Below are 25,969 nucleotides of genomic sequence, written 5' to 3'. Positions count from 1 at the left end.
GCGCTCGGACCCACCGCCCCGTCCCGCCTACTCCGTGTACTCGTCCGCCACGGACAGTGCCGTGTCCAGGACCGCCAGGCCCTCCTTCAGCTCCGCCTCGGAGACGTTGCACGGCGGGACCACGTGGGTGCGGTTCATGTTCACGAACGGCCACAGGCCGTGCGCCTTGGCGGAGGCGGCGAACGCGGACATGGGCGTGGCCGCCTGCCCGGTCGCGTTGTAGGGCACCAGCGGCTCCCGGGTCTCCCGGTTCTTCACCAGCTCCAGCGCCCAGAACATGCCGGTGCCGCGCACCTCGCCCACGCTCGGGTGGCGCTCGGCCAGCTCCCGCAGCGCCGGTTCCACGACCTCGGCGCCGAGCCGCGCGGCGTGCTCGACGACGCCCTCCTCGGCCATCACGTTGAGGGTGGCGACGGCGGCGGCGCAGGCCAGCGGGTGCCCGGAGTAGGTCAGTCCGCCGGGGTAGGGCCGCTCGGCGAAGGTCGCGGCGATCTCGGCGGAGATCGCGACGCCGCCCAGCGGCACATAGCCCGAGTTCACGCCCTTGGCGAAGGTCATCAGGTCGGGTACGACGTCGTACAGGTCGGCCGCGAACCAGGTGCCGGTGCGTCCGAAACCGGCCATGACCTCGTCGAGCACGAAGACGATGCCGTACTTGTCGCAGATCTCGCGCACCCCGGCCAGGTAACCGGCCGGCGGCATCATGATCCCCGCGGTGCCCGGGATCGTCTCCAGGACGATCGCGGCGATCGTCCCCGGGCCCTCGAAGGCGATCGTCGTCTCCAGGTGCTCCAGCGCCCGCGCGCACTCCTGCTCCTCGGTCTCGGCGTAGAAGCGCGAGCGGTAGAGGAACGGCGCCCAGAAGTGCACGACACCGGCCGTGCCGCTGTCGGAGGCCCAGCGGCGCGGGTCGCCGGTGACGTTGACCGCCTGCTGGGTGCCGCCGTGGTACGAGCGGTAGGCGGAGAGCACCTTGGGGCGGCCGGTGTGCAGCCGGGCCATGCGCAGGGCGTGCTCGACGGCGTCGGCGCCGCCGTTGGTGAAGAAGATCTTGTCCAGGTCGCCGGGCGTGCGCTCGGCGATCAGCCGCGCGGCCTCCGAGCGGGCCTCGACGGCGAACGCGGGCGCGAACGTCGTCATCCTCGCCGCCTGCTCCTGGATCGCGGCGACGACCCTGGGGTGCTGGTAGCCGATGTTGGTGTAGACGAGTCCGCTGGAGAAGTCGAGGTAGCGCCTGCCTTCGTAGTCCCAGAAGTACGACCCCTCGGCGCCGACGACGGCGAGCGGGTCGATCAGCTCTTGCGCTGACCAGGAGTGGAAGACGTGCGCGCGGTCCGCGGCCTTCACGGCGGCGCCTGCCTGGGGGGAGGGCTGAGGGGTCATGCCGCCGAGGGTAGATGTCCGCGATGCGGAAACGGAATCGGCGTCCTGTCTGCGGTCGGGGGCTTTCCACGACAGGTTGTCGACGCGTTGTCCCGGCGCGTTGTCGACCGCGTGGGGAGCGGCTCCGTTACGGAACCGTGGACAAGCGGCGACTCACCGCGGGGCCGCCCCGCACTATCCTCGCCCTGTTGCTCACGTTCTGTTGCTCACGTTCGGGGGGAAGGCGGCGCAGCATGCGGAGTCTGGGGGACGGGGACCCACAGCACATCGGGGTCTATCGGCTCTTGGGCCGGCTGGGTGCGGGCGGCATGGGCCACGTCTATCTGGCCCGCTCGGACCGCGGGCGCACCGTCGCCGTGAAGCTGGTGCGCGAGGAGCTGGCCGCGCTGGAGGAGTTCCGCGAGCGGTTCCGGCAGGAGGTCGAGTCCGCGCGCCGGGTCGGCGGCTACTGGACGGCGCCCGTACTGGACGCGGACACCGAGGCCGCCGTGCCGTGGGTGGCCACCGGGTACGTCGCGGGGCCCAGCCTCCAGCAGGTCGTCGGGCACGACCACGGCGCGCTGCCGGAACGCTCGGTACGCACGCTGGGCGCCGGTCTGGCGCACGCGCTCCAGGACATCCACGCCGCCGGGATCATCCACCGCGACCTCAAGCCGTCCAACGTCCTGGTCACCATCGACGGCCCCCGCGTCATCGACTTCGGCATCGCCCGCGCCCTGCAGACGGTGTCCGACGGCGGCCTGACCCGCACCGGCGCGCTCGTCGGCTCGCCCGGCTTCATGGCGCCCGAGCAGGTGCGCGGCGACCGTGTCACGCCCGCGTGCGACGTCTTCTGCCTCGGCTCGGTCCTTTCCTACGCCGCCACGGGCCGGCTGCCCTTCGGCGCCGCGAACAGCGGTGTGCACGCCCTGATGTTCCGCATCGCGCAGGAGGAGCCCGACCTGGAGGGCGTGCCCGAGGGCATCGCCGACCTCGTACGCGACTGCCTGCGGAAGGACCCCGCCGCGCGGCCGGGTCTCGCCGAGGTCCTGGAGCGCACGGGCGCGCAGGACACGGTCACCGGCGGCCGCTCCCGCGACCCGTGGCTGCCCAGCGCACTGGTGGCCCAACTCGGCCGCCACGCGGTCCGCCTGCTGGACACGGAGAACCCGGAAGCCCCGGACCCCGCGGACACCCCGCAACCGCCGGGCGCGGCCGGGGCCGCGGCGGGCGCCGGGGGCGCGGGTTCGGGTGCGGCGGAATCCGGCGGTGCGGGCTCCGGTGCGGCGGGAGCCGACGGTGGGCGGCCCGGCGGCGCGGGCCCCGGTGGTGCGGCGCATGACGGTGCGGGGCCCGATGGTGCGGCGCCTGGTAGTGCCGGGCCTGACGGTATGAGCCCGAGTGGCGAGGGCCCGAGCGGCCCGGCCCTTGGCGGGGCGTGGCCCGGTAGTGCGGGCCCCGGCGCCGTGGGCGCTGCTCCGGGCGGCGCCCCGGCGTCCGGCGGCCCGGGCTCCGATGGTTCCGCGTCCGGTGGCCCCGGCGGCCCCGGCTCCGGTGGCTCCGCGTCCCGCGGTCCCGCGCCCGAGGATCCCGGGTCCGGCGGCTCCGCGCCCGACGGTCCGCCGCCCCCGCGTGAGCCGGGCAGTGGCGACGGGGCCCCGCTGAACCACCTCCCCACCCTGGTCGCGGGCCGGCATCCGCCGACGCCCCCGCCCGCCGCCCACGGCCACTCCGGGCCGCCCGCCCCCGGGTACGCGCCGGCCCCGGCATGGCACGCCTCGCAGCCCGGGTACCAGCACCCGTACGGCGGCGGTCTCGGCACCACCCCGCCCCAAGGGCCCCCGCCCCCGTACGGACCGCCGTACGGCCCCCCGCACGAGCCGGCCCGGACCGCCCGCTCCACCGCGCTGCTGATCGTCGTCGCCCTGGTCGTCGCGCTGGGCGCGGGAGGCACGGTGTACGCCCTGATGCGCGGGGACGGCGACGACCGCGCGGACACGCCCACGCAGTCCACCGGCGCGCCGCAGGACCCGGGGTCGGGCTCGCCGGGACCCTCCGATCCGACGGCGGGCCGGTCGCCCTCGACCGGTTCGACCGCCCCGGCCGCCGACGGGGGCACCGTCCCGGCCGGGTACGTCGGCGACTGGACGACCACCATCGACAACGCCTCCGGCACTCACCCCCGGAAGCTGACCATCACGCAGGGCGAGGTCGGCGACACGGTGCTGACCCTCGTGGCGGACGGCCCGACGGACACCGGTAGCTACCACTGCGTGTTCGACGCCGCCCTCACCGCCCGGCCGAGCGCCGACGGGCCGCTGCGGCTCGGCCCGTCCCAGGTCAGGACCGGCCCCTCCGGCAGCTGCGCCCCGGGCGGGTCCACCACGCTCACCCTGCTGCCGGACGGCAGCCTGGAACGCACCAACGACGACACCGGCGAGTCCCTGGTCTACACCCGCCAGTGAGGGGACGCGATCCCGCCGCCGGGGGTCAGCGGGGCTCCGGCGGGCGCTGGCGGGGCATGTTCGGACGGGTGCCGTTCTGCGGGGGGACCGGGAACCGGCCGCCGGCGCCCGCGCCCCCACTGTCCGGCCGGGGCCCCTCGGCCGCCCCCGCGGCGTGCGGTCCCAGCGGCGCGGGACCCGGGCGGAAGCACACCATCCAGTCCGCCGTCTCCCCTCGCACCAGCTCCGTCACGTCCTCCGAGAAGCGCCGCAGCACCAGCAGGCACCGCTCCGCCGCCTCGCTCGCCGTCCCGTCCGCCGGTCCCAGCACCTCCCGCACGCTCTCCGACGCCCAGTCGAACTGGAACGCCTGGAGCCGCCGCTGCACCGCCTGAGCCGTGGCCACGTCCCGCATCCACCCGGCCGTGACCCCGAGATACCGGTCACCCGCCACACACGCCACCGCCCACAGCAGCGCCAGATACCCCCAGGGCGCGACCCCGCCCACCGCCCCGGACAGGTCGAGCAGCGGCAGCGCCGCCCCGGCGGCCGCGCCCACCGCAGCCCCGCCCCGCAGCAGCACGGCGGCGCGCCGCTTCCCCACCCGGTCCGCGAGATACCAGGCCACCGTGTCCAGCGCACCCCGTTCCACCCACCGGTACAACTCGTCCAGCCGCTCGGCGGGCAGCGCCCAGTCCCCGTGGGGAAACGCCCGCCCGGTCAGGTCGCCCGGCCGCGTCCCGGCCACCCCCTCGCCGTCCCGACCGTCCCGCGGCGGCCCCTCGGGCTGCATCTCCGGCTGACCCACCCGGCACTCCCTACTGCTCGCCACTGCTCGCCGTACCGCTCGCCGTCCGCGAGGACTCATACGCCGGAACCCTGCGCCGGAACCCTTCCTACCGCCCAATGGGTGGCGAAGAGCCGGGTTCCGCCGGTTTTCCGCCCGGAAGAGGGCGTTGATCAGGTATAGGGCTCCCGCCGCATCACTCGAAAGAGTGCTGGGGCGAGGGCCGCCCGGACCACGTAGGCTCGTGCCGAACGGCAAAACCGTCGTGACCGGACTGATGGGAGCTGAACGTGATCCCCGGTGGTGGCCAGCCCAACATGCAGCAGCTGCTCCAGCAGGCCCAGAAGATGCAGCAGGACCTGGCGAAGGCCCAGGAGGAACTGGCACAGACCGAGGTCGACGGCCAGTCGGGCGGCGGCCTCGTGAAGGCCACGGTCACCGGCTCCGGCGAGCTGCGCGGCCTGAAGATCGACCCGAAGGCGGTGGACCCGGAGGACACCGAGACCCTCGCCGACCTCATCGTCGCGGCCGTCCAGGCGGCCAACGAGAACGCGCAGACCCTCCAGCAGCAGAAGCTCGGCCCGCTCGCCGAGGGACTGGGCGGCGGCGGCAGCGGCATCCCCGGCCTGCCGTTCTGAACCGTCTCCCCGGTTCGCCTTTCTCAGACCGGCCGAAGCCATCTACCGTACGTAGTGCACGAACCTCAGGAAGGACGGCAGTCCGTTGTACGAAGGCGTGGTCCAGGACCTCATCGACGAACTCGGGCGGCTGCCCGGCGTCGGTCCCAAGAGCGCGCAGCGGATCGCCTTCCACATCCTCCAGGCGGAGCCGACCGACGTACGGCGGCTGGCCCAGGCCCTCATGGAAGTGAAGGCCAAGGTCCGCTTCTGCGCGACCTGCGGGAACGTCGCGCAGGAGGAGCAGTGCAACATCTGCCGCGACACCCGGCGTGATCCTTCCGTCATCTGCGTGGTGGAGGAGCCCAAGGACGTCGTCGCCATCGAGCGCACCCGCGAGTTCCGCGGGCGCTACCACGTGCTCGGCGGCGCGATCAGCCCGATCGACGGGGTCGGCCCCGACGACCTCCGCATCCGTGAGCTGCTGGCCCGCCTGGCGGACGGCACGGTCACGGAACTGATCCTGGCCACGGACCCGAATCTGGAGGGCGAGGCCACGGCCACGTACCTCGCCCGCATGATCAAGCCCATGGGCCTCAAGGTCACCCGCCTGGCCAGCGGCCTCCCGGTGGGCGGCGACCTGGAATACGCGGACGAGGTGACCCTCGGCCGCGCCTTCGAGGGGAGACGACTCCTAGATGTCTGACGCCACGCTGCACGCGACCGACCAGAACCCGGACGACTTCGCGGTCCAGATCGCCGACCAGATCGAGAGCTTCCTGGTGGCCGTCACCGAGGTGGCGAAGGGCGACGAGCCCGACTCGGCCGTCCCCTTCCTCCTCCTGGAGGTCTCCCAGCTGATGCTGGCCGGCGGCCGCCTGGGCGCCCACGAGGACATCGTCCCCGACGAGCGCTACGAGCCCGACCCGGGCCCGGAGCTGGACGTGGACCTGCTCCGCGAGAACCTGGCCCGCCTCCTCGACCCGATCGACGTCTACTCCGAGGTCTTCGACCCCTACGAGCCGCGCAAGGCCCCGGTCCCGGCCCGTATCTCCGACGATCTCACCGACGTCATCACCGACCTCCGCCACGGCATGGTCCACTACAAGGCCGGCCGCACCACGGAGGCCCTGTGGTGGTGGCAGTTCTCCTACTTCTCCAACTGGGGCTCCACCGCCTCCGCGACCCTGCGCGCCCTCCAGTCGGTCGTCGCCCACGTCCGCCTGAACCAGCCCCTGGAGGAGCTGGACGGCCTGGACACCGACCAGGACCTCGGCGACGACGCCCTGGAGTCGGAGGCCGGCCGCGTCATGGTCCAGGAGATCGCGGGCCCGCTGGGCCTGCGCCCGGTGAAGTAGGTCACACAGAGCACCTCCATCGCCTACGCTCGGTAGTCAGCGAGCAGTCGGAGGTGGGCGCCGTGCCGAACCCGAACAGCAACTCCCAGCCACCCGCGGCCTGGTGCTACAGCGGAAACCAGATCAAACGCTGGCGCTCCCTCGCCAACGTCAGCCGCGAGGCCCTGGCCGCCGCGGCCAACTACGCCCCCGACACCATCGCGTCCATGGAACGCGGCGTACGGATGCCGTCACCCAGACTCCTCGACATCGCGGACGAACTGTGCGGCGCGCAGGGGATGCTGAGCGCGGCGAAGGAGTACGTGCGCAGGGAGCGGTACTCCGCGCGGGCCGTCGACTTCATCGAGCGGGAGCGGGAGGCGACGAGTTTGTGGTGGTACGAAGTCGCCTTGGTGCCGGGTCTGTTGCAGACTCAGGCGTACGCGCAGGGGCTCATCGACAACCGTATTCCGCCGCTGGACGAAGAGTCGGTGGAGGAGCGGGTTGCCGCCCGGATGGAGCGACAGGAGATCCTCACCGAACGGAAGCCTCCCGTGGGGCTGAGCTTCGTTCTGTATGAGGCCGTGCTGCGAAGCCCGTTGGTGGACGAGGAGCAGCTGGAGCGTTTGCTGGAAGTCTCCCGACTGCGCCATGTCGCGTTGCAGGTACTTCCCTTCGGGCAGGCGTTCAGTGATGCGCTGATGGGCCCCATGGTGTTGGTGGAAGGGCAGGACCACGAGCGGGTTGCCTTCATGGAGGGCGCGTTCGCCAGCGAACTTTCGGCTGATGCGGGTGTTGTCAGCCGGGTGACCGAGCGACTAAGCATGATCCGCACGCGGGCTCTCGACCCCGATGAGTCTGCCCGTTTCATCAAGCGGATGGTGAATCAGCCGTGAGCAGCCAGTTGAAGTGGGTCAAGTCGAGCTACAGCGACAACGAAGGCGGAGCCTGCGTAGAGGTCGCGCGCTGCCGCGCGATACACGTCCGCGACTCCAAGTCCGCCCCGACGGGCCCCCAGCTGCAGGTCTCGGCCCCCGCCTGGGCGGCGTTCATCGCCGCAGTTCAGCCCGGAGCTTGAGCCCCGGGACCCGAGCTCTTCCCTTGGTTTTCTGGTCTGGTTGAAATACCCAACCAACCAAGTCTGAACGTGAGTTGAGGCGTCGTACCTCGTAAGAGTGACGTTCTGTGATCAGCTTGCGCCGCTGTGTCAAGCCGCTCTAGGTTCGCGGCATATGACCGGCAAATGAGTCGGCCCCGGCGGTGCTGCGAACACCAATCCGGGACCTAACCGACGCATCGAAGAACAGTCGAGGTTTCGATGGTGGCTTGCGCCAAGCCTAGTACCGCCCTGCCCTCCCCGTCTCACCCCATGGCCAATCCGGGCTACGGAAAACGCCCTGCGGGCGACGAAGACCCGCACGCGGACCCGGACTTCGCACACCTGAGCCCACGTGAGGCGGAGATCGCCGTCTTCGTCGACCACCTCGACGACGGCCAGGCGATGGGCCACAAGGTGCTCGCCGCGGAGCACCCGCGCTATGGCCAGCAGGCGATCCGCACGTCCCTCGGCCGCATCAGCCAGGCCGGCCACCTGCGCTGGATCAGGGAGCACCTCACCGTCGAGGACAACACGATGCGGTGGGTCACCCGGACGTACTGGTCGCGTACCCGCAGGTCGGCGGCGTGGTGGGAGGAGTTCGCGCGGCAGCGCAACGGCCGGATCGTACCCGGTGACCTCCGCCCCGGCCTGGCCCGCACCGACGAGCCCGAGCTGCCCGAACCGGAACCCGAGCCGCGCACCGGGCCCGAGGCGGACCCGGAGTCCAGGACCTCGTACCTCACCCTCGCCGCGATCCGCGAAGCGGAACCCCGCATGCACCTGTCCGAGGCCGACTGCCGGTCCCTCGCGTCCCTGGCCGAGGAGTGGCTGACGCGCGGGTCGACGCCCCAGGACATCACCCGCGCGGTGACCGACGGCCTTCCCGCGACCGTGAACAACCCGGGCGGTCTCGCCCGCAACCGACTGGAGAACAGGATGCCCCCGAAGAAGGCGAAGATCCGCCAGAAGCCCGCCCCGCGCCGGGCCCGTGTGACCCGCGCGGTCATGGCCTGCATGGACTGCGACGCGGACGAGCGGACGGTGGAGATCAAGGACGGCATGTGCCCCGACTGCCACGCCGAGTTCGAGGCGGCCGTGGCCGCCGAGGAGGCCGGTCTGCTGGACGCCGGGTACGTGCCGGACACGTTCCTGGCCGCCCCCGACGCGGTGTACGAGGTCGTGGACGTCCCCCGCCGCGCGGCGGAGGTACGCGCGGCGGCCGGCCTGCCGCCGAGGCCGGAGCGGGCGCTGTGAGCGTGCGGGAGGTGCAGGTCGGGGCACCATGGTGTCGAGGAGGCGACGCCATGACCCCCAGGACCGAGCACCGGCCCCAGATGTCCGTCGAGGAGTTCGAGGAGTTCGAACGCCATGCCCCGGAGTCCGTGTGGCTGGAATTCATCCATGGAAAGGTCGTGGTCAAGCCCATGGCGGACGGCAACCACCGCGAGATGATCGCGTGGCTGCAACGGGTGTGCATGCAGCATCGGCCCGGCCTGTGGCTGCACGCGGAGAGTGGTCTGCAGACGGAAAAATGCCGAAAGGGACGAGCCCGCGCGGACGGTGTGCTGGTGCCAGTGGGTGGCCTGAAAGGGCACGGTGAGTGGTCCGAGGCCGAGGGGGCGCTCATGGCCGTGGAGATCACGTCGTACGACTCCGACACCAACCAGCGTGACCGGGTCGAGAAGCCCGACGCGTACGCCGCCGCGGGCATCCCCGTCTACCTCCTGGTCGACCGGGACGACTGCACGGTCACGGTGTTCACCGAGCCGAAGGACGATCGCTACCGCAAGCAGGAGAACAGCGCCTTCGGCGCCCCCGTGCACCTCCCCGCCCCCGTCGACATCACCCTCGACACCGAGCCCCTCAAGGAACTGGCGGACTGACTTTCCACGCGGCCGGAAGCCACTTGTGAACGTGTGACACACCGCACTTTCCCGAGTGACCCGTTCCGGGATGGGCATGAGCCAGCCTGAGCGAGTACCCGGGTCTCACCATGCGATACCGCAGGGGGGAAACCCGGACGCTCGGTAAAATGAGCCGACCGCAGTACATATACGTACGTGCGGAAAGAGACGGATTGAGCGAGGAGCGCACGTGGGCCTTGTCGTGCAGAAGTACGGAGGCTCCTCCGTAGCCGATGCCGAGGGCATCAAGCGCGTCGCCAAGCGGATCGTGGAAGCGAAGAAGAACGGCAACCAGGTGGTCGCCGTCGTTTCCGCGATGGGCGACACGACGGACGAGCTGATCGATCTCGCCGAGCAGGTATCCCCGATCCCTGCCGGGCGCGAACTCGACATGCTGCTGACCGCCGGAGAGCGTATCTCCATGGCGCTGCTGGCCATGGCGATCAAAAACCTGGGTCACGAGGCCCAGTCGTTCACCGGCAGCCAGGCCGGAGTCATCACCGACTCGGTCCACAACAAGGCCCGGATCATCGACGTCACGCCGGGGCGCATCCGCACCTCGGTGGACGAGGGCAACGTCGCCATCGTGGCCGGCTTCCAGGGCGTCAGCCAGGACAGCAAGGACATCACCACGCTGGGCCGCGGCGGGTCCGACACCACGGCCGTCGCCCTCGCCGCCGCGCTCGACGCGGACGTCTGCGAGATCTACACGGACGTCGACGGCGTGTTCACCGCCGACCCGCGCGTGGTGCCGAAGGCGAAGAAGATCGACTGGATCTCCTTCGAGGACATGCTGGAGCTCGCTGCCTCCGGCTCCAAGGTGCTGCTCCACCGTTGCGTGGAGTACGCCCGCCGGTACAACATCCCGATCCACGTGCGGTCCAGCTTCAGCGGACTGCAGGGCACGTGGGTGAGCAGCGAGCCGATCAAGCAAGGGGAAAAGCACGTGGAGCAGGCCCTCATCTCCGGAGTCGCGCACGACACCTCCGAGGCCAAGGTCACGGTTGTCGGGGTGCCCGACAAGCCGGGCGAGGCGGCCGCGATCTTCCGCGCCATCGCCGACGCCCAGGTCAACATCGACATGGTCGTGCAGAACGTGTCCGCCGCCTCCACCGGCCTCACGGACATCTCGTTCACGCTCCCCAAGAGCGAGGGCCGCAAGGCCATCGACGCGCTGGAGAAGAACCGCCCGGGCATCGGCTTCGACTCGCTGCGCTACGACGACCAGATCGGCAAGATCTCCCTGGTCGGCGCCGGGATGAAGAGCAACCCCGGCGTCACCGCCGACTTCTTCACCGCGCTCTCCGACGCCGGGGTGAACATCGAGCTGATCTCGACCTCCGAGATCCGCATCTCGGTCGTCACCCGCAAGGACGACGTGAACGAGGCCGTGCGCGCCGTGCACACCGCCTTCGGGCTGGACTCCGACCGCGACGAGGCCGTCGTCTACGGGGGCACCGGACGCTGATGTCCGCCGCGCAAGGCACCGGCCCGGACGGCGGCCGTACCGGCAGGCCCACGCTCGCCGTCGTGGGCGCGACCGGCGCCGTCGGCTCGGTCATGCTCCAGATCCTGTCCCAGCACGCGGACGTATGGGGCGACATCCGCCTCGTCGCCTCCCCACGCTCGGCCGGCCGCAAGCTGGCCGTGCGCGGGGAGGCGGTCGAGGTCGTCGCGCTGAGCGAAGAGGCTTTCGACGGGGTCGACGTCGCCATGTTCGACGTGCCCGACGAGGTCTCCGCGCAGTGGGCGCCGATCGCCGCCGCCAAGGGCGTGGTGGTGGTCGACAACTCCGGCGCGTTCCGCATGGACCCGGACGTACCGCTCGTCGTGCCCGAGGTCAATCCGCACGCGGTGCGGATGCGGCCGCGCGGCATCGTCGCCAACCCGAACTGCACGACGCTGTCCATGATCGTGGCGCTGGGCGCGCTGCACGCCGAGTTCGGGCTGCGCGAGCTGGTCGTCTCCTCGTACCAGGCGGTCAGCGGGGCCGGACGGGACGGCGTGGACACACTGCGCCGGCAGCTGTCGCTGGTGGCCGGTACGGAGCTGGGGACGCACCCCGGTGACGTACGGCGCGCCGTTGGCGACGACACCGGGCCGTTCCCGGAGCCGGTCGCGCTGAACGTCGTACCGTGGGCCGGGTCGCTGCGGGAGGACGGCTGGTCGTCGGAGGAGATGAAGGTGCGGGACGAGTCCCGCAAGATCCTCGGACTGCCGCGGCTGCCGGTCGCCGTGACCTGCGTACGGGTCCCCGTCGTGACCACGCACTCCCTGACCGTGCACGCCCGCTTCGAGAGCGACGTCACCGTCGAGGGGGCCCGGGAGATCCTGGCCACCGCGCCGGGCGTGGTCCTCTTCGACAACCCGGCCGCGGGGGAGTTCCCGACGCCCGCCGACGCGGTCGGCACCGACCCGACCTGGGTCGGCCGGGTGCGCCGGGCCCTGGACGATCCGACCGCGCTCGAACTCTTCGTATGCGGGGACAACCTGCGCAAGGGTGCCGCTCTGAACACCGCGCAGATCGCCGAACTGGTCGCGGCCGAGTTCGGCTGAACCGGGATCGGCTGGGCAAAAGCCCCTGGGCGCTGTGGGTTTCGTTTGTAGAATCCATGGACGAGATGTGATCCGGAAGTTGGTCCGGACTACTTGTACCGGGCACCCGTGCCGTCAGAGGATTTCCTCCCCGCCCTCCGCAACCGCGCGAGCGGCGGGGAGCGTCTTTGCGGTCACCCATTCAGGGCGCGGGGCGTGGTTCGGCGCGGGGGCGCCGAGGACGGGCGTGGGGACGCCCGTTCACACGGGACACAGGGGAAGAGCGGACGATGAGGGCCTATGACGCACCGTCAGCCGGGTGGCCGCCCAGACGGCTGTCCGACGGACACGGGAACGTGACGCCCGGCACGTACAACCCTCACGGGGTCGAGCGTGTCCAACTGGCGTGGCAGAGGTTCTCGAATTCACCGCAGGCACGCGGGGCGCGGCTCTGCGTCCCCCCGTCCGGTCCGTCCGTCCCCGTGTGGCCGGCCCGGCCGGTGGCATGCCGGTGATCGCGCCGATGCCCGCAGCGCGGCCGGCCCGCATATCGAACCAGCGCGACGGCGCGGAAGAGGACGTGGCGGCGGCGGGTACCACCGTCGACCACCTCACCGAGACCTACCGGGCGCACTACCGCTCGCTGCTCGGCCTCGCCGCCCTCCTCCTCGACGACACGGCCTCCTGCGAGGACGTGGTCCAGGAGGCCTTCATCCGGGTGCACTCGGCCCGCAAACGCGTCCGCGACCCGGAGAAGACCCTGGCGTACCTGCGCCAGACGGTCGTCAACCTCTCGCGCTCGGCGCTGCGCCGCCGCATCCTCGGCCTCAAGCTCCTCTCCAAGCCCATGCCGGACATGGCGAGCGCGGAGGAGGGCGCCTACGACCAGCTGGAGCGCGACTCCCTCATCAAGGCGATGAAGGGGCTCCAGCGCCGGCAGCGCGAGGTGCTGGTCCTGCGCTACTTCGCCGACATGACGGAGGCCCAGGTCGCCGAGACGCTCGGCATATCCCTGGGCTCGGTCAAGGCGTACGGGTCGCGCGGGATCGCGGCGCTCAGGGTGGCCATGGAGGCCCCGGCATGAGCGACGGCCACGACGCGCGACCGGACGCCCGGGAGGAGCACGATCCGCGACCGGACGCCCGGGAGAGCCAGGACGTGCGACCGGATGCCCGGGAAGGGCAGGACGTGCGACCGGACGCCCGCGAGCGGCACGACCCGCGACCGGACGCCCGTGAAGGGCAGGACGCGCCCGCCGGACCGGCCGGGCGAGAGCAGCAGACACACACGCACGCTGGGAACGGAACTGTGAACCACGGCCCCGCCGCACAGGGCCCCGACGATCCGGGGGCCGACGGGCCCGCCACCGACGAGGCCGTGCTGCGCGCGATGCTGCACCGGGCGGTCGGCGAGATGGAGCCGAGCGACGGCACCCTGGAGCATCTGCGGCGCGCGGTGCCCGCCCGGCGGGCCCGCAAGCGCCAGGCGGTCGTCGGCGTCGCGGCCGCCGCCCTCTTCCTCGGCACGGCGGTCCCGGCTCTCGTGCACGTCTCCAACTCCCCCGGCGCGGGTGCCGACCCGTCCGTCGCGGGCAACGCCTCCCAGGCCCAGGGCGGCGCCTCCCAGGGCAAGGACCCGGCCGGCGGCCAGAGCGGCATCGCAGGTTCCGGGAACACCGCCGAGGGCAAGGACAAGGCCGGCCCCAAGGAGACGCCCGGCGGCAAGGAGTCCGGTGCCGCGACGGGCTCGGCTCCTTCGGGCGCCCCCAGCGCCAGCAGCCCCGCCGACATCCCCGCGTGCGCGCCCGGATCGCTCGGCCCGGCCGTCGCGAGCAGCGCGGCCCCCGACTCCACGGGCGTGGTCTACGGCTCCTTCCGGGTCACCAACGTCTCCTCGGACGGCTGTACCGTCACGGGCCCCGGCAGCGTGGCCACCGCCTCGCTGGGCGCCGCGGACGCCGCCCGGGTCGGCACCGCGCGGCACGCCGCCGGGGACGCCGCGGCCGGACTGCCCGACCCGTCGCTGGAGGCCGCCTCGCTGACCCTGGCGCCGGGCGCCGCGTACGAGGTGCAGTTCGCCTGGGTGCCCTCCGAGACCTGTCCCACCACCGGCGGCACCACGGGGGGCGGCACCGGCGGGCCCACGGCCGAACCCTCGCCCACCGGGGACACGACCGCCGCGGGCGGCACCTCCGAGGGCGGCGGCGAGGCCGGGCCCACGGCCCAGCTGATCACCGAGGACGGTCCGGCCGAGGGGAGCGTGGCGGTGACCTACACGCCGGAGGGCGGTTCCGGCTCGGCGACGGCCACGGTGTCCAACGCGTGCGTGGGGACCGTGTACTGGACGGGGCTGCTGGCGGACTCGGGCTCGGGGGCGTAGCCCCGGGCGGGTGGCCCCGCGGTCAGGAGACGAGCCCCGCCCTGTCCCCGTCGGCCTTCTCCCCGTCGGCCCCGTCCCCGGACTCTCCGGGCGTCCCGCTCTCTCCGCCGGCCCCGGCCGCCTCGTCCGCGTCGTCCTGCTCGACCAGGCCCAGCTCGGCGTCGCGGGCGAGTTCGACCTCGCGGCGCAGCAGACGGAACCACATGAAGATCACGAAGCCGACGAAGGCGAACCACTCGGCGGTGTAGCCGAGGTTCTGGAAGGCCTTCAGGTCGAGCCCGGTGTTCTGCGGCGCGCTCACGGGCACGGCCCGCATCCCGGAGTCGCCCTTGTTCAGCGTGACCCAGGCGTCGTACACGTCGTACGGCACCAGGTTCAGCAGTGTCGCCGCGCTGATCGCGCCGGTCTGCCCGGCGGGCCAGCCGGAGCGGCCGCTGACGCCGTCGCTGCCGGGGGACTCGGCGGCCTGGAGCGCCCCCGTGACGGTGACCTCGCCGGTGGGCGGAGCCGGGGCCTTCGCCGGGTCGGGCTCACCGGGCAGCCAGCCGCGCACCACCGGCAGCGCCTCGCCGCCGTCGGTGCGCAGGAGGGTGAGGACGTAGAAGCCCTCCCGGTCGTCCAGCTTCCGCTCCGGGACCAGCAGCTGATCGTCGTACCGGCCGGTCACGGTGGTCTGCTTGCCGACCGTCGCCTTGTCCACGGGCAGCAGCTCGGTCAGCGGGCGCGCCTCTTCCCGGCGGGCCGACTCGTGCTGCGTGGTGGCGGTCTCGTGGTCCTGCACCCGGTCCTCGAACCGGCCGAGCTGCCAGGAACCCATGAAGATGCAGAAGGGGATGGCCAGGACGACGAAGACGTTGATCCCCCACCATCGGGGCGTCAGCAGAAACCGGTACACGCCCTCCACGGTACGGTGCGCGCCCGACGGCCCCGCAGCGGGGCTGTGGAAAACATGGTCGCGCGGGAGCGGCCCGGGGGAGGTTGTCCACAGGCTGGGGATCTCCTCTGCGCGTTGTCGCCGGGTCGGGGCAATATGGGGCCATGACTGAGAGCAACGGGTCCGTTCCGCCGGACATGGATGACTGGGAGAAGCGGTTCCGGGCGCCGAGGGTGTCGCTGCCCGACTGGGCCGAGGACGCCCCGGACCGCTCCCTGTTCGTGTCGAACGCGACGGGGACGTACGAGCTGTACGCATGGGACCGGTCGAGCGGCGAGCAGCGCCAGGTCACGGACCGGCCCAACGGCACCACGGACGGTGTGCTCGCGCCGGACGGCGAGTGGATCTGGTGGTTCGACGACAAGGACGGCGACGAGTTCGGCGTCTGGCGCCGCCAGCCCTTCGCCGGCGGCGAGGACGAGGAGGCCGTGCCGGGCCTCGACCCCTCCTACCCGGCGGGCCTCGCCCTCGGCCGGGACGGCCGCACGGCGGTGATCGGCCGCTCGACGGACGAGGACGGCACGACCATCCACCTCGCGCGCGGGGACGGCGGCGCCCCGGTGGAGATCTACCGGCACCGCGAGTCCGCGGGCGTCGGCGACCTCTCCCACGACGGCTCCCTGATCGCGATCGAGCACACCGAGCACGGCGACGCCATGCACTCGGCGCTGCGCGTCCTGCGCCCCGACGGCACTACGGTCGCCGAGCTGGACGACACCGAGGGCGGCGAGCGGGAGCTGGGCCTGGAGGTCCTGGGCTTCGCGCCGGTCGACGGCGACACCCGCCTGCTCATCGGCCACCAGCGCCGGGGCCGCTGGGAGCCCCTGGTGTGGGACGTGGCGACGGGGGAGCAGACCGACCTCGCGCTGGAGCTGCCGGGCGACGTGAGCGCGGAGTGGTATCCGGACGGTTCCGCCCTGCTGATCGTGCACGGCTTCGAGGCCCGCAGCGAGCTGTTCCGCTACGACTTCGCCGAGCGTGGTCTGACGGAGATCGACACCCCCGCGGGCACCGTCTCCGGGGCCACGGCCCGCCCGGACGGCAGCGTGGAGTACCTGTGGTCCTCGGCCGCCGAGCCGTCGGCCGTCCGCTCCACCACCGGCCGCGTCGTCCTGGACCCGCCCGGCATGAAGTCGCCCCGCTCGGTGCCGGTGGAGGACGTGTGGGTGGAGGGGCCGGGAGGCCGCATCCACGCCCTGGTCCAGAAGCCGGCCGGGGCGGCCGGTCCGCTCCCGACGGTCTTCGACATCCACGGCGGCCCGACCTGGCACGACAGCGACTCCTTCGCCGCGGGCCCGGCCGCCTGGGTCGACCACGGGTACGCGGTGGTCCGCGTCAACTACCGGGGCTCCACCGGGTACGGCCGCGCGTGGACCGACGCCCTCAAGCACCGGGTGGGCCTCATCGAGCTGGAGGACATCGCGGCGGTGCGGGAATGGGCGGTCACCTCGGGCCTCGCGGACCCCGAGCGCCTGATCCTCACCGGCGGCTCCTGGGGCGGCTACCTCACCCTCCTCGGTGTCGGCACCCAGCCCGAGGCGTGGACGCTGGGCATCGCGGCCGTGCCGGTGGCCGACTACGTCACCGCGTACCACGACGAGATGGAGGGCCTGAAGGCCCTGGACCGCACCCTGCTGGGCGGCACCCCCGAGGAGGTCCCCGAGCGCTTCGAGGCGTCCTCCCCGCTGACCTACGTCGACCAGGTCAAGGCCCCGGTCTACATCTCGGCGGGCGTCAACGACCCGCGCTGCCCGATCCGCCAGGTCGAGAACTACGTCAAGCGCCTGGAGGCCAGGGGCGCCGTCCACGAGGTCTACCGCTACGACGCGGGCCACGGCTCCCTGGTCGTCGACGAACGCATCAAGCAGGTCGCCCTGGAACTGGACTTCGCGAGGAGGCATCTGCCGAAGGCGTAGTGGCCGCTCGGCCTCCTCGGCCGACCGAGTCGGGACGGGGGTCCCCCGCGTGAGCGCAGCCGAGCGTGGGGGAGGGTGGGCACAGGCCGGGGGTCCCCGGGGGGGAGCCCCCTGGCGGGGTCGTAGGGGCAGCGCCCCTACACGTCCGTCCGCTGCCGCGCCCGCCGCCCGAGCAACTCCGCCAGCCCCCGCCGAGTCGCCGCCAGCACCACCCGGTCCGACCCCCGTAGGACATACGTCTCGGGCAGCTCCCACACCAACCGCGACTGCCGCGCGCCCTCCGGGGCAACGTCCTCCACCCGCTCACCGTCGGAGACCTCGAGCGCCAACACCCGCCACGCCCCCGCCCGGAACGTCTCCCCGACCGTCTTCCCCTCCAGCTGCGGATGCCCCGCCACCTCCACCGCCGCGAACAGCAGCACCCGCCGCTCCACGGGGATCGCCCCCAGGATCTGGCGGCCCATCATCGCCCCGGCGAAGGACGGCGCCGCCAGGTGCGTCACGCTCCGGCTCCGGGTGAGCGCGCGGGGGTGTGCGGCACGCAGCGTGCGGTACACGGCGGTCGCGAAGTCGTCGTCGTACAGGCGCAGCACCACCCGCAGCCGCGACCGTACGGAGCGGGCGTACAGCACCGCCTCCAGGTTGGTCGTGTCGACGCTGGTCAGCGCGAGCAGCGAGTGCGCACGGTGGATCTTGGCGGCCTCCAGGACGCCCTCCTGGGTGACGTCCCCGAGCACCACCGGCACCCGCAGCCGCCGCGCGGTCGCCATGCCGCGCGCCTCGGGATCGGCCTCGACACACACCACGGGGATGTCCATCTCCCGCAGCCTGGTCAGGACCCGCGTGCCGATCTTGCCGAGACCCAGCAGGACGACGTGCCCGCCCAGCCCGCGCGGTGGCTTCCGCAGTGCCGAGGCGCTGCGGAAGGTCCCGAGCGCCTCCAGCACGGCGGCCAGCAGGACGGGCAGCAGCAGCAGTCCGACGAAGCCGGACAGCAGTTGCAGGATCTGCCGTCCGACGTCGTCGTTGTGCGCGGGTTCGTTGATGGAGAACAGGTCGAGCAGGGTCACGTAGGTGGCGTGCAGGGGATGGTCGCCGGTGACCAGCATCAGCGCCACGGCGAGGCCGACCACGCAGGCCGCCAGACCGGCCAGCGACCACCGCAGCCGCCGCGAGAACAGCTCCCCGAAGGCGGGCACCCCGGCCCGCCCGGCGGGCAGCGCCGGCCCGGAGTACGACACCTGCTCCAGGACCACGGTCCCGCGTCCGGTGGCCGCCCGCACCGCCGCCTCGTCGGGCAGCAACCGCGGCCCCTGTTCGCCGCTGCCCTCCGAACCGTCCGCCCCGGCCGGGTCGTTGCTCGTCGCCGACAGCAGCGCGAGGGTGCACAGCCCCGGGTCCGCCACCTCGCCGGGCCGGGGCGGGTCGCGTTCGACGGCACGCAGCAGCAGGCCGTCCGTCTCGACGACCTTGCCGGTGCCGACGAGAGCGGTGGCCGCCAGCGCGGGCGCGGCGGTGTCGGCGTCGGACAGCACGGTCGTGGACCCGGTCCCGGAACCGGGGCCGTCGCCGGTGGCCAGCGCGGCGCTCTGGTCGAGGAGTTCCTCGATGTGCTGGCCCAGCCGCCGGTTGTACAGGCGCAGGACCAGTCGCAGCCGGGGGTTGAGCCGGCGCGCGGTCAGGGCGGCGCGGATGTTCGTCTCGTCGTCGTCGTACACGAGCGCCAGCGCGGTGGCCCGCTCGACACCGGCCTCCGCGAGCACGTCCTCGGTCGGCTCGGTGGCCTCCAGTTCGCGGCCGGCGCCGCCCGGGTCGCCGTTGCCCGTCCGGTTCACCGCCGCGTTGACCATGTCCAGCAGGGCCGCCGAGGCCGCGCGGGCCCGCCCGACGACCGGTTGACGCACCCGGCGCACGGAGGGCGGGACGACGAGAGTGACCTGTTCGCGGTAGACGCCGCGCAGTTCGGCGGCCAGCCGGTGGGCCAGCCCGTCGTCTCCGCACACCACCATGTGCGCGTACCCGTCGCTCTGCGGAACCTGGTTCGGAACGCTCCCCGTATGAGTCCCCATTTGGAGAAGGACAGTACAGGCACCGCCTGCGGTTGCGGCAGCGCCGGAATCGACCGAGGGCGGCATCAAAGACGCGTAAAGATTGCCGGAACACGGCAATGACCCGCTGTCGCGCCGCGTGTGACGATTCCTCTCACCGAAGCTCAGCGACGGGCGAGAGGGGGACGGCACGCATGGCCTGGTTTCTCGGGCTGGGTATCACGGGGGTCGTGCTGCTCGCCCTGTCGCTGGTCTTCGACGGAGTGCTGGAAGGCGCGTTCGGGGGAGCGCTGGACGGCGTCCTGGAGGGGTGGATGTCGCTGCCGGTCGTCGCCGGGTTCACGGCGATGACCGGCTTCGCCGGCGCCATCGCCCTCGGCACCGGCTGGACCGGTCCCGCGGGCGCCGCCGGGGCCGGCGCGGTCGCCGGAGTGGGGGCCGGCTGGCTGACGTACCGCTTCAGCCGCGCCCTGATGCGCGACCAGACGGCCGTCGCGCCCCGTACCGACGACCTCGTCGGCACGTCGGGCAAGGTCGTCACCGCCATCCCGGCGGACGGCTACGGCGAGGTCCTGCTCCGGCTCGCCGGCCAGCCGCTGAAGTGCGCGGCGCGCAGCGCGGTGCCGGTGGCGCGGGGCGCCGAGGTGTGGGTCGAGGCGGCGCCGACCGGGACGTCGGTCGTGGTCCGCCCGGTGGACCGCTGAACGGCCCCGCGGGCCCCTTCTTCCTGTTCTTGTCCGTCCGTACCTCTCTGTGAATCGGGGGCGTTGTCATGAGTCCTGTCGTCATCGCGGTGCTGGGGGTCGTCGTACTCCTGGTGCTGCTCGCGCTGGTGGTGGTCAGCCGGTACAAGGTGGCCGGCCCGAGCGAGGCGTTCATCGTCACGGGGCGGCGTGGCAAGAAGTCCACCGATCCTGAGACGGGCCGCGTCTTCACCGACAACAGCGGCCAGAAGGTCGTGGTCGGCGGCGGCGTGTTCGTCGTGCCGTTCGTGCAGCAGCGGTTCACCCTCGACCTCTCCTCGCGGCACATCCCGGTCGCCGTGCGCGGCGCGGTGACGCTGCGCGGGGTGAAGGCCCACCTGGAGGGTGTCGCGATCGTCAAGGTCGGGGGCACGGAGGACGCGATACGCGCCGCCGCCCAGCGGTTCCTGATGCAGCAGGACGGCATCGTCGGCTTCACGCAGGAGGTGCTGTCCGGCGCGCTGCGCGCGATCGTCGGCCGGATGTCCGTGGAGGACGTCATCCGGGACCGGGCCGCGTTCGCTGGTCAGGTGGCCGAGGAGGCGGAGGCGAGCCTGTCCGGGCAGGGCCTGGTGCTCGACGCCTTCCAGATCCAGGACATCACCACGGAGGGTTCCTACCTGGAGGATCTCGGCCGTCCCGAGGCGGCCCGCGCGAAGCAGGAGGCCGACATCGCGGAGGCGGTGGCCCGGCGGGCGGCCGAGCAGGCGCGGCTGAAGGCGGAGGAGGAGATCGCGGTCGCGCAGCGGACCCTCTACCTGAAGCAGGCCGAGATCAAGGCCGAGACCGACCAGGCCGCGGCCCGCGCCAACGCCTCGGGCCCCCTCGCGGAGGCGGCCCGGCAGCAGGACATCCTCGCCGAGCAGGAGAAGGTCGCCGAGCGGCAGGCCGCGCTGAAGGACCGCCAGCTGGACACCGAGGTCCGCAAGCCCGCCGACGCCAAGCGGTACGAGGCCGAGCAGGAGGCCGAGGCCCGCCGGGTGGCCCGGGTGAAGCAGGCCGAGGCCGAGCGCGCCGCCGGTATCGCCGCGGCCCAGGCCGAGGCCGAGCGGGCCCGGCTCACCGGTGAGGGCGAGAAGCAGCGGCGCAGCGCGCTGGCCGAGGCGGAGGCCATCGAGGGCCTCAGGCAGGGTGAGGCCGAGCGGGCCCGGCGTGCGGCGATCGCCGAGGCCGTACGGCTCGAGGGCGACGCGGAGGCCGCCGCGATCGGTGCCAAGGGCGCGGCCGAGGCCGAGGCGATGGAGAAGAAGGCCGACGCCTTCGACCGGTACGGCGACGCCGCCGTGCTGCAGATGCTGGTCGAGGTGCTGCCGCAGGTGGTGGCGAAGGCGTCCGAGCCGCTCGCGGCCGTGGACAAGATGACGGTCATCTCGACGGACGGCGCGAGCCGGCTGTCCCGTACGGTCGCCGACAACGTGGCGCAGGGCATGGAACTGCTCGGCTCCACCACGGGCGTCGACCTGGCGGCCCTGCTGAAGAACATCACGGCGAAGGGCGCTGCGGAGCCGGACAGCGGCCCCGACCAGCGCAACGGCAAGGTCGAGATCACCGGCTGACCCGGAGCGCGGGCGGCCCCGGTGGCCCGGTCAGATCTCCTGGTCGGGCCACCCCAGCAGCCGGGCTCCGATGACCGCGGTCTGCAGGGTGTAGCGGTGCACCGGGTCGGAGGCGTTCGCCCCGGTCAGCTGGTGGATGCGGTCCAGCCGGTAGGTGAGCGCCCGCACGCTGAGCGTGAGCCGCCGGGCGGCCTCGGCCGCGGTGCAGCCCGCGTCGAAGTACACCTCCAGGGTCCGCAGCAGCGGCCCGGCACCACCGCGGGCCTCGCGCAGCGGACCCAGCACACTCAGCACCAGGTCGGCCATCGCCTGCCGGTCACGGGCGAGGACCGGGTAGACCAGCATGTCGGCGGCGCGCACCACGGGCTCCTCCAGCCCCAGCCGGTCGGCGAGTTCGAGGGTGCTGAGCGCCTCCTCGTAGCTGTGCACCACGCCGCCCGCGCCGCTCTGCGGGCGCCCGATGGCGACCCTGCTGCCGTCCGTGGCGGCGTAGGCCTGCTTGGCGAAGAAGGACAGGACGTCGTCCTGGTCGCCGGGCGCGATGCAGATCAGCTGCCCGTTCTTTGTGGTGATCAGGATGCGCCGGTCGCCGAAGCGGGAGATGAGCGCGCTCTCCACGATCCGGGTGACCGGGGCGGTGTCGTCGTACGCCTCGGGCCCCTCGGCCACCGCGACGGCGTGGGCGCGGGAGAGGACGAGGCCGAAGCGCTCGGCCCGTTCGGCGAGACGGCCGAGATCGCTGCGCCCGTAGAGCAGGTCGTCGATGAACTCCCGCCGCGCGGCCTCCTCCTGGCGTACGGCGAGCCGCTGCGCGCGTTCGTAGCCCTCCGCGAAGGCGTCCACGGCCTGGGCGACGGCGGCGAGCACGGTACCGGTGACGTCCGGACCGGAGACCGCCGAACCGCCGCCGGGCCAGGACGCGCGCGTGGCGTCCAGGTGCAGCCGGACCAGACTGCGCAGACTGTGTCCCGCCTCCGCGGCCTGCTCGCCGAAGAGCCGCCGCTCCTCCAGCTCGTCGCGGGTCAGCCGGCGCCCCGTGCCGGCGACCTTCGCCAGGATCTCGGCGTACCCGGTCAGGTACGTCTCCCGCTGGTCCGTCTGCAGGTCCGTCACCCCGCGCCTCCCCTGCCGTTCACGCCCGGTGCGCGGAGTCCGGCAACGTGAGGGTAGTCAACACTGCCGGAACCCGGCAATGCGCGAGGGAGAGCGCGGCAGGTGTCCCTATGGCCGCTGGTACGGCTGCTGCCCCGACGGCCCGTACGCCTGACCGCCCATCTCCTGCGCCTGGAGCTGCTCCGCCTGCTCCTTGGTCACCTGCTGCTCGGCGCCGCAGAACGTGCACTGGGTCGCGTACTTCGTGGAGAAGGGGAACAGCGGCACGAAGAACAGCGTGAACTTCGTGACGCGCTTCCTGAGCGTGTGCGCGGCGGGGTTGCCGCACCGGCCGCACACCAGCGTCAGTATCGCGAGCTGGTAGAGGTATCCCTTGGTGCCGAAGATGATCACGAGCTGGGTCCTTCCCGGTCGGCCCCTGCGAGTGCGCAGGACACCCAGATCTTCCCCCGGACGGAACACGTCTCCCTACACGTCTCCCCACCCGTCCCCCTACAGGTCACGCGCCGCCGGATGTGGGTGCCGTCCCGGATGGCCCGGACCCGCCCGCGCGGGCGACTCTGGAGCCCACTCCCCTTACCCGGCCGCTCGGTCCCGGTGCGATCGGGATGTCCCACCCGCAAGGAGAGCACATGGCCCGCCCCGCTGACCGCGTCGCCCGCCCGGGGCCCCGCGTCGGGAGGAGGACCCCATGCCCGTACCCGAAGACCGCAGGCTCACCGAGATCGAGAACCGGTTGCACCGCGAGGACCCCGAGTTCGCCAGGGCCTTCGCCGACGGCCGCCCCCGCCGCCCGCGCGAGTACCGCTACCACCGGGCCTGGACGCTGCTCGCCGTCGCCCTGGGCGCGCTGGTCACCGGCATGTTCCTGGCCCACGGGCTGCTCATCGCCGCCGGGCTGGTCTTCGCCGGTGTCGCCGGTGAACTCTTCGACCCGCACCGCCGCGAGCGCGGCACCCGGTGCCCGCCGTCCGGGACCTGACCCGACCGTGGACATGGCCGTGGCCGTGGCCGTGGCCGGGGCCGCGCACGGCCCGGAGCCCGCTCGATGACCCTCTCCGAGCTGTACGTGATGCTGCTGATCGGCGGCACCGTGCTGCTCGCCAGCATCGCCGCCGCCCGCGCCGCCCACCGCATCGGGCTGCCCAGCCTGCTGCTGTTCCTGTGCGTCGGCCTCGTCGCCGGGGAGGACGGTCTCGGCCTGCGGTTCGACGACGCCCAGCTGGCGCAGGCCCTGGGCGCCGCCGCCCTCGCGCTCATCCTGGTCGAGGGCGGGCTGACCACCCGGTGGAGCGACGTGCGGCGCCTGCTCGCCCCCGCGGGTGTGCTCGCCACGGTGGGCGTGGCGATCTCCGTCGTGGTGACCGCGGCGGGCGCGCACTGGCTGCTGGGGATCGACTGGCGGCTGGCCCTGCTGATCGGCGCGATCGTCTCCTCCACCGACGCCGCCGCCGTCTTCGCCGTACTGCGCGCCCTGCCGCTGCCGCGCAAGGTGAGCGTGCTGGTGGAGGCCGAGTCCGGCTTCAACGACGCGCCCACCATCATCCTGGTGCTGCTCTTCTCCACCACCGCCGGCCTGCCGGGACCGCTCCCCGTCGTGGGCAACCTCCTCTTCCAGCTCGTGGTGGGCGGCGTCCTGGGCGTGGCGATCGGATGGCTGGGCGTCGCGGCGCTGCGGCACATCGCCCTGCCCGCGACCGGCCTGTACCCGCTGGCCACGGTCGGCTTCGGCGTCATCGCCTTCGCCGCCGCCGGAGCGCTGGGCGCCAGCGGCATCATCGCCGCCTACCTCTCCGGGCTCGTCCTGGGCAACGCCAAACTGCCCCACCGCGCGGCCACCCGCTCCTTCTCCGAGGGCGTCGGCTGGCTGGCCCAGATCGGCCTGTTCGTCATGCTAGGGCTGCTCGTCGACCCGACCGAACTGCCCTCCGCGATCGTCCCCGCACTGGTCGTGGGCCTGGTGCTGCTGCTGGTCGCCCGTCCCGTCTCGGTCCTGCTGTGCCTGCTGCCGTTCCGGGTGCCCTGGCGCGAGCAGGTCTTCATCTCCTGGGCGGGTCTGCGGGGCGCGGTGCCCATCGTGCTCACGACCTTCCCGGTCGTGGCCGGGGTCGCCGGTGCGCGCGACGCCCTGAACATCGTGTTCGTCCTCGTCGTCCTGTTCACCCTGCTCCAGGGGCCCACGCTGCCCGCGGTCGCCCGGTGGACGGGGGTGACCCGTCCGGACGCGCTGCGCGAGATCCAGGTCGAGACCGCGCCGCTCGACCTGCTGGACGCCGACCTGCTCACCGTGTCCGTCCCGCCGGGCTCGCGCCTGCACGGCGTCACCGTCCTCGAACTGCGGCTGCCGCACCCGACGGTCGTCACCCTGGTCATCCGTGACGGCACCAGCCTCGTACCCGACCGCGACACCGTGCTGCGGGCCGGTGACGAGCTGCTGCTCATCACCACACCCCGGGTCCGGGAGGCGGCGGAACGCCGGCTGCGCGCCGTCGGCCGCCGCGGCCGACTGGCCCGCTGGCTGGGCGAGCAGGGTGTTCCGGAGTCGGAGCACGCCGGGGCGTGAGCGCGTGAGCGTGTGAGGGCGGGCGGTGTCTGGGGGCGGGCGGTGCATGAGGGGGGTGGCGCCCCTCAGGTCCCGGTCACTCCGTTCCGCCGCCGTCCTTGTCCGGCATCACGACGAGACTGATGAGGTGGCGGACGCGGCCGTCGTCCGGTCTGCGCTCGGTGCGCCGGGCGACCACGGCCTCCAGTTCCTCGACGAGTTCGGTGAACTCCTCGTCGGTCAGCCAGACCGCGCCCTGCCGGTAGAGGACGCCTTCGCGGACGGGCTCGGTGTCGTCGCGGGAGAGGTAGCGGTCGAAGTCGGCCATGAGGGCGCCGGTGAAGACGGTGAAGGCCTGCCGGTGGTCGTCCTTGGTCATGGACGCCCGGGCGTCCTCGTCGACGAGGGCCTCGTCCTGGCGCACCCGGTAGCTGCGCTCGACGGTGCCGCGGACGCGTTTCTCGTGGCTGACCTCCAGGACACCGGCCTCGGTGAGCGTGGCCATGTGCCGGTACATGGAGGCGGGTGAGACGTCGGGGAGTCGTTCGCGCAGCTGCGCGGTGGTCAGTTCACCGGCGCCGACCAGGGTCTGCAGGATGCGCATGCGGACGGGGTGGAGGAGGAGGTTCGAGGTAGCCATGAGACTCATGTTC

At 72.8% G+C, this 25,969-nt stretch carries 24 protein-coding genes; 17 read left to right on the top strand and 7 right to left on the bottom strand.

Annotated features, from left to right (window positions below; translation table 11 throughout):
• Positions 1–27: 27 nt before the first annotated feature.
• Positions 28–1,383 (bottom strand): aminotransferase class III-fold pyridoxal phosphate-dependent enzyme, encoded by a 1,356-nt coding sequence (locus ACZ56V_RS13535; protein ID WP_468942068.1) that lies wholly within the window; start codon positions 1,381–1,383, stop codon positions 28–30.
• Positions 1,384–1,616: 233 nt separating this feature from the next.
• On the opposite strand from ACZ56V_RS13535, the gene ACZ56V_RS13530 reads away from it, so the two are divergent.
• Complete coding sequence (locus ACZ56V_RS13530; protein ID WP_468942065.1) at positions 1,617–3,827, top strand: serine/threonine-protein kinase; 2,211 nt, start codon at positions 1,617–1,619, stop codon at positions 3,825–3,827.
• A 25-nt stretch (positions 3,828–3,852) separates the two neighbouring features.
• Here ACZ56V_RS13530 and ACZ56V_RS13525 read toward each other — a convergent pair whose 3' ends face one another.
• The gene (locus ACZ56V_RS13525) at positions 3,853–4,614 is read right to left on the bottom strand and encodes an SLATT domain-containing protein (protein WP_468942062.1); all 762 of its coding nucleotides are present in this window, start codon (positions 4,612–4,614) and stop codon (positions 3,853–3,855) included.
• Between the two features lie 269 nt (positions 4,615–4,883).
• Here ACZ56V_RS13525 and ACZ56V_RS13520 point away from each other — a divergent pair, with 269 nt between their 5' ends.
• The 11 genes from ACZ56V_RS13520 (at position 4,884) to ACZ56V_RS13470 (ending at position 14,464) form a co-directional block, all read left to right on the top strand.
• A complete protein-coding gene (locus ACZ56V_RS13520) occupies positions 4,884–5,231 on the top strand; it encodes a YbaB/EbfC family nucleoid-associated protein (RefSeq protein ID WP_398911668.1) in 348 nt (115 codons plus the stop codon).
• A gap of 85 nt (positions 5,232–5,316) precedes the next feature.
• Complete coding sequence (recR, locus tag ACZ56V_RS13515) at positions 5,317–5,916, top strand: recombination mediator RecR (protein ID WP_007451877.1); 600 nt, start codon at positions 5,317–5,319, stop codon at positions 5,914–5,916.
• A complete protein-coding gene (locus ACZ56V_RS13510) occupies positions 5,909–6,568 on the top strand; it encodes a DUF5063 domain-containing protein (RefSeq protein ID WP_356368672.1) in 660 nt (219 codons plus the stop codon). Before recR ends, ACZ56V_RS13510 begins: the two co-directional genes overlap by 8 nt.
• Positions 6,569–6,630: 62 nt before the next feature.
• A complete protein-coding gene (locus ACZ56V_RS13505; protein WP_468942058.1) occupies positions 6,631–7,443 on the top strand; it encodes a DUF5753 domain-containing protein in 813 nt (270 codons plus the stop codon).
• Positions 7,440–7,625, top strand: coding sequence for a DUF397 domain-containing protein (locus ACZ56V_RS13500; RefSeq protein WP_468942056.1), 186 nt, complete (start codon positions 7,440–7,442; stop codon positions 7,623–7,625). Before ACZ56V_RS13505 ends, ACZ56V_RS13500 begins: the two co-directional genes overlap by 4 nt.
• 291 nt (positions 7,626–7,916) lie before the next feature.
• Positions 7,917–8,900 carry a hypothetical protein gene (locus tag ACZ56V_RS13495; protein ID WP_468942053.1) on the top strand — a complete coding sequence of 328 codons (984 nt, stop codon included), beginning with the start codon at positions 7,917–7,919 and terminating at the stop codon, positions 8,898–8,900.
• Between the two features lie 50 nt (positions 8,901–8,950).
• Positions 8,951–9,529 (top strand): Uma2 family endonuclease, encoded by a 579-nt coding sequence (locus ACZ56V_RS13490; RefSeq protein WP_468942051.1) that lies wholly within the window; start codon positions 8,951–8,953, stop codon positions 9,527–9,529.
• Between the two features lie 211 nt (positions 9,530–9,740).
• Complete coding sequence (locus tag ACZ56V_RS13485) at positions 9,741–11,018, top strand: aspartate kinase (RefSeq protein ID WP_031042983.1); 1,278 nt, start codon at positions 9,741–9,743, stop codon at positions 11,016–11,018.
• Positions 11,018–12,106 (top strand): aspartate-semialdehyde dehydrogenase, encoded by a 1,089-nt coding sequence (locus ACZ56V_RS13480; protein WP_356368654.1) that lies wholly within the window; start codon positions 11,018–11,020, stop codon positions 12,104–12,106. Before ACZ56V_RS13485 ends, ACZ56V_RS13480 begins: the two co-directional genes overlap by 1 nt.
• Positions 12,107–12,590: 484 nt before the next feature.
• Positions 12,591–13,169 (top strand): SigE family RNA polymerase sigma factor, encoded by a 579-nt coding sequence (locus ACZ56V_RS13475; RefSeq protein ID WP_059301735.1) that lies wholly within the window; start codon positions 12,591–12,593, stop codon positions 13,167–13,169.
• Complete coding sequence (locus ACZ56V_RS13470; RefSeq protein ID WP_468942048.1) at positions 13,166–14,464, top strand: hypothetical protein; 1,299 nt, start codon at positions 13,166–13,168, stop codon at positions 14,462–14,464. The genes ACZ56V_RS13475 and ACZ56V_RS13470 overlap by 4 nt, the downstream gene beginning before the upstream one ends.
• Before the next feature lie 22 nt (positions 14,465–14,486).
• Here ACZ56V_RS13470 and ACZ56V_RS13465 read toward each other — a convergent pair whose 3' ends face one another.
• The gene (locus tag ACZ56V_RS13465; protein ID WP_468942046.1) at positions 14,487–15,359 is read right to left on the bottom strand and encodes an SURF1 family protein; all 873 of its coding nucleotides are present in this window, start codon (positions 15,357–15,359) and stop codon (positions 14,487–14,489) included.
• Positions 15,360–15,502: 143 nt separating this feature from the next.
• Here ACZ56V_RS13465 and ACZ56V_RS13460 point away from each other — a divergent pair, with 143 nt between their 5' ends.
• Entirely contained in the window at positions 15,503–17,314 is a 1,812-nt protein-coding gene (locus tag ACZ56V_RS13460; RefSeq protein ID WP_398911676.1) for a S9 family peptidase, read from the top strand.
• 137 nt (positions 17,315–17,451) lie between these two features.
• On the opposite strand, the gene ACZ56V_RS13455 is transcribed toward ACZ56V_RS13460, so the two are convergent.
• Positions 17,452–19,323: an NAD-binding protein gene (locus ACZ56V_RS13455; RefSeq protein ID WP_398911760.1), complete on the bottom strand. Its 1,872-nt coding sequence runs from the start codon at positions 19,321–19,323 to the stop codon at positions 17,452–17,454.
• Positions 19,324–19,556: 233 nt separating this feature from the next.
• Between ACZ56V_RS13455 and ACZ56V_RS13450 the strand changes: the two genes are divergently transcribed.
• Together ACZ56V_RS13450 and ACZ56V_RS13445 are read left to right on the top strand one after the other, a co-directional pair.
• Positions 19,557–20,066: a hypothetical protein gene (locus ACZ56V_RS13450; protein WP_468942043.1), complete on the top strand. Its 510-nt coding sequence runs from the start codon at positions 19,557–19,559 to the stop codon at positions 20,064–20,066.
• A gap of 68 nt (positions 20,067–20,134) precedes the next feature.
• Positions 20,135–21,661, top strand: a complete 1,527-nt coding sequence (locus ACZ56V_RS13445) for an SPFH domain-containing protein (protein ID WP_398911678.1) — start codon at positions 20,135–20,137, stop codon at positions 21,659–21,661.
• A 30-nt stretch (positions 21,662–21,691) separates the two neighbouring features.
• On the opposite strand, the gene ACZ56V_RS13440 is transcribed toward ACZ56V_RS13445, so the two are convergent.
• Complete coding sequence (locus tag ACZ56V_RS13440) at positions 21,692–22,774, bottom strand: PucR family transcriptional regulator (protein ID WP_467378987.1); 1,083 nt, start codon at positions 22,772–22,774, stop codon at positions 21,692–21,694.
• A gap of 108 nt (positions 22,775–22,882) precedes the next feature.
• Entirely contained in the window at positions 22,883–23,167 is a 285-nt protein-coding gene (locus ACZ56V_RS13435) for a zinc-ribbon domain-containing protein (protein ID WP_398911680.1), read from the bottom strand.
• A 298-nt stretch (positions 23,168–23,465) separates the two neighbouring features.
• Here ACZ56V_RS13435 and ACZ56V_RS13430 point away from each other — a divergent pair, with 298 nt between their 5' ends.
• Entirely contained in the window at positions 23,466–23,756 is a 291-nt protein-coding gene (locus tag ACZ56V_RS13430) for a DUF3040 domain-containing protein (protein ID WP_467378988.1), read from the top strand.
• Positions 23,757–23,822: 66 nt separating this feature from the next.
• Positions 23,823–25,337: a potassium/proton antiporter gene (locus ACZ56V_RS13425; protein WP_398911682.1), complete on the top strand. Its 1,515-nt coding sequence runs from the start codon at positions 23,823–23,825 to the stop codon at positions 25,335–25,337.
• A 76-nt stretch (positions 25,338–25,413) separates the two neighbouring features.
• Here ACZ56V_RS13425 and ACZ56V_RS13420 read toward each other — a convergent pair whose 3' ends face one another.
• A complete protein-coding gene (locus ACZ56V_RS13420; protein WP_468942037.1) occupies positions 25,414–25,956 on the bottom strand; it encodes a helix-turn-helix domain-containing protein in 543 nt (180 codons plus the stop codon).
• Positions 25,957–25,969: the final 13 nt, after the last annotated feature.

The organism is Streptomyces sp. NPDC034099 (assembly GCF_055575415.1).
The sequence above is the reverse complement of the archived record's forward strand: the minus strand, read 5'-3'. Positions and strand labels throughout refer to the sequence as shown.

What these genes read in the sequence shown, in the direction of transcription:
- ACZ56V_RS13480 (WP_356368654.1), top strand. Translation starts at nt 11,018, where the DNA reads ATGTCCGCCGCGCAAGGCACCGGCCCGGACGGCGGCCGTACCGGCAGG.
- ACZ56V_RS13445 (WP_398911678.1), top strand. Translation starts at nt 20,135, where the DNA reads ATGAGTCCTGTCGTCATCGCGGTGCTGGGGGTCGTCGTACTCCTGGTG.
- ACZ56V_RS13535 (WP_468942068.1), bottom strand. Translation starts at nt 1,383, where the DNA reads ATGACCCCTCAGCCCTCCCCCCAGGCAGGCGCCGCCGTGAAGGCCGCG.
- ACZ56V_RS13495 (WP_468942053.1), top strand. Translation starts at nt 7,917, where the DNA reads ATGGCCAATCCGGGCTACGGAAAACGCCCTGCGGGCGACGAAGACCCG.
- ACZ56V_RS13450 (WP_468942043.1), top strand. Translation starts at nt 19,557, where the DNA reads ATGGCCTGGTTTCTCGGGCTGGGTATCACGGGGGTCGTGCTGCTCGCC.
- ACZ56V_RS13530 (WP_468942065.1), top strand. Translation starts at nt 1,617, where the DNA reads ATGCGGAGTCTGGGGGACGGGGACCCACAGCACATCGGGGTCTATCGG.
- ACZ56V_RS13425 (WP_398911682.1), top strand. Translation starts at nt 23,823, where the DNA reads ATGACCCTCTCCGAGCTGTACGTGATGCTGCTGATCGGCGGCACCGTG.
- ACZ56V_RS13490 (WP_468942051.1), top strand. Translation starts at nt 8,951, where the DNA reads ATGACCCCCAGGACCGAGCACCGGCCCCAGATGTCCGTCGAGGAGTTC.
- ACZ56V_RS13455 (WP_398911760.1), bottom strand. Translation starts at nt 19,323, where the DNA reads ATGGTGGTGTGCGGAGACGACGGGCTGGCCCACCGGCTGGCCGCCGAA.
- ACZ56V_RS13475 (WP_059301735.1), top strand. Translation starts at nt 12,591, where the DNA reads ATGCCGGTGATCGCGCCGATGCCCGCAGCGCGGCCGGCCCGCATATCG.
- ACZ56V_RS13420 (WP_468942037.1), bottom strand. Translation starts at nt 25,956, where the DNA reads ATGGCTACCTCGAACCTCCTCCTCCACCCCGTCCGCATGCGCATCCTG.
- ACZ56V_RS13430 (WP_467378988.1), top strand. Translation starts at nt 23,466, where the DNA reads ATGCCCGTACCCGAAGACCGCAGGCTCACCGAGATCGAGAACCGGTTG.
- ACZ56V_RS13510 (WP_356368672.1), top strand. Translation starts at nt 5,909, where the DNA reads ATGTCTGACGCCACGCTGCACGCGACCGACCAGAACCCGGACGACTTC.
- ACZ56V_RS13470 (WP_468942048.1), top strand. Translation starts at nt 13,166, where the DNA reads ATGAGCGACGGCCACGACGCGCGACCGGACGCCCGGGAGGAGCACGAT.
- ACZ56V_RS13460 (WP_398911676.1), top strand. Translation starts at nt 15,503, where the DNA reads ATGACTGAGAGCAACGGGTCCGTTCCGCCGGACATGGATGACTGGGAG.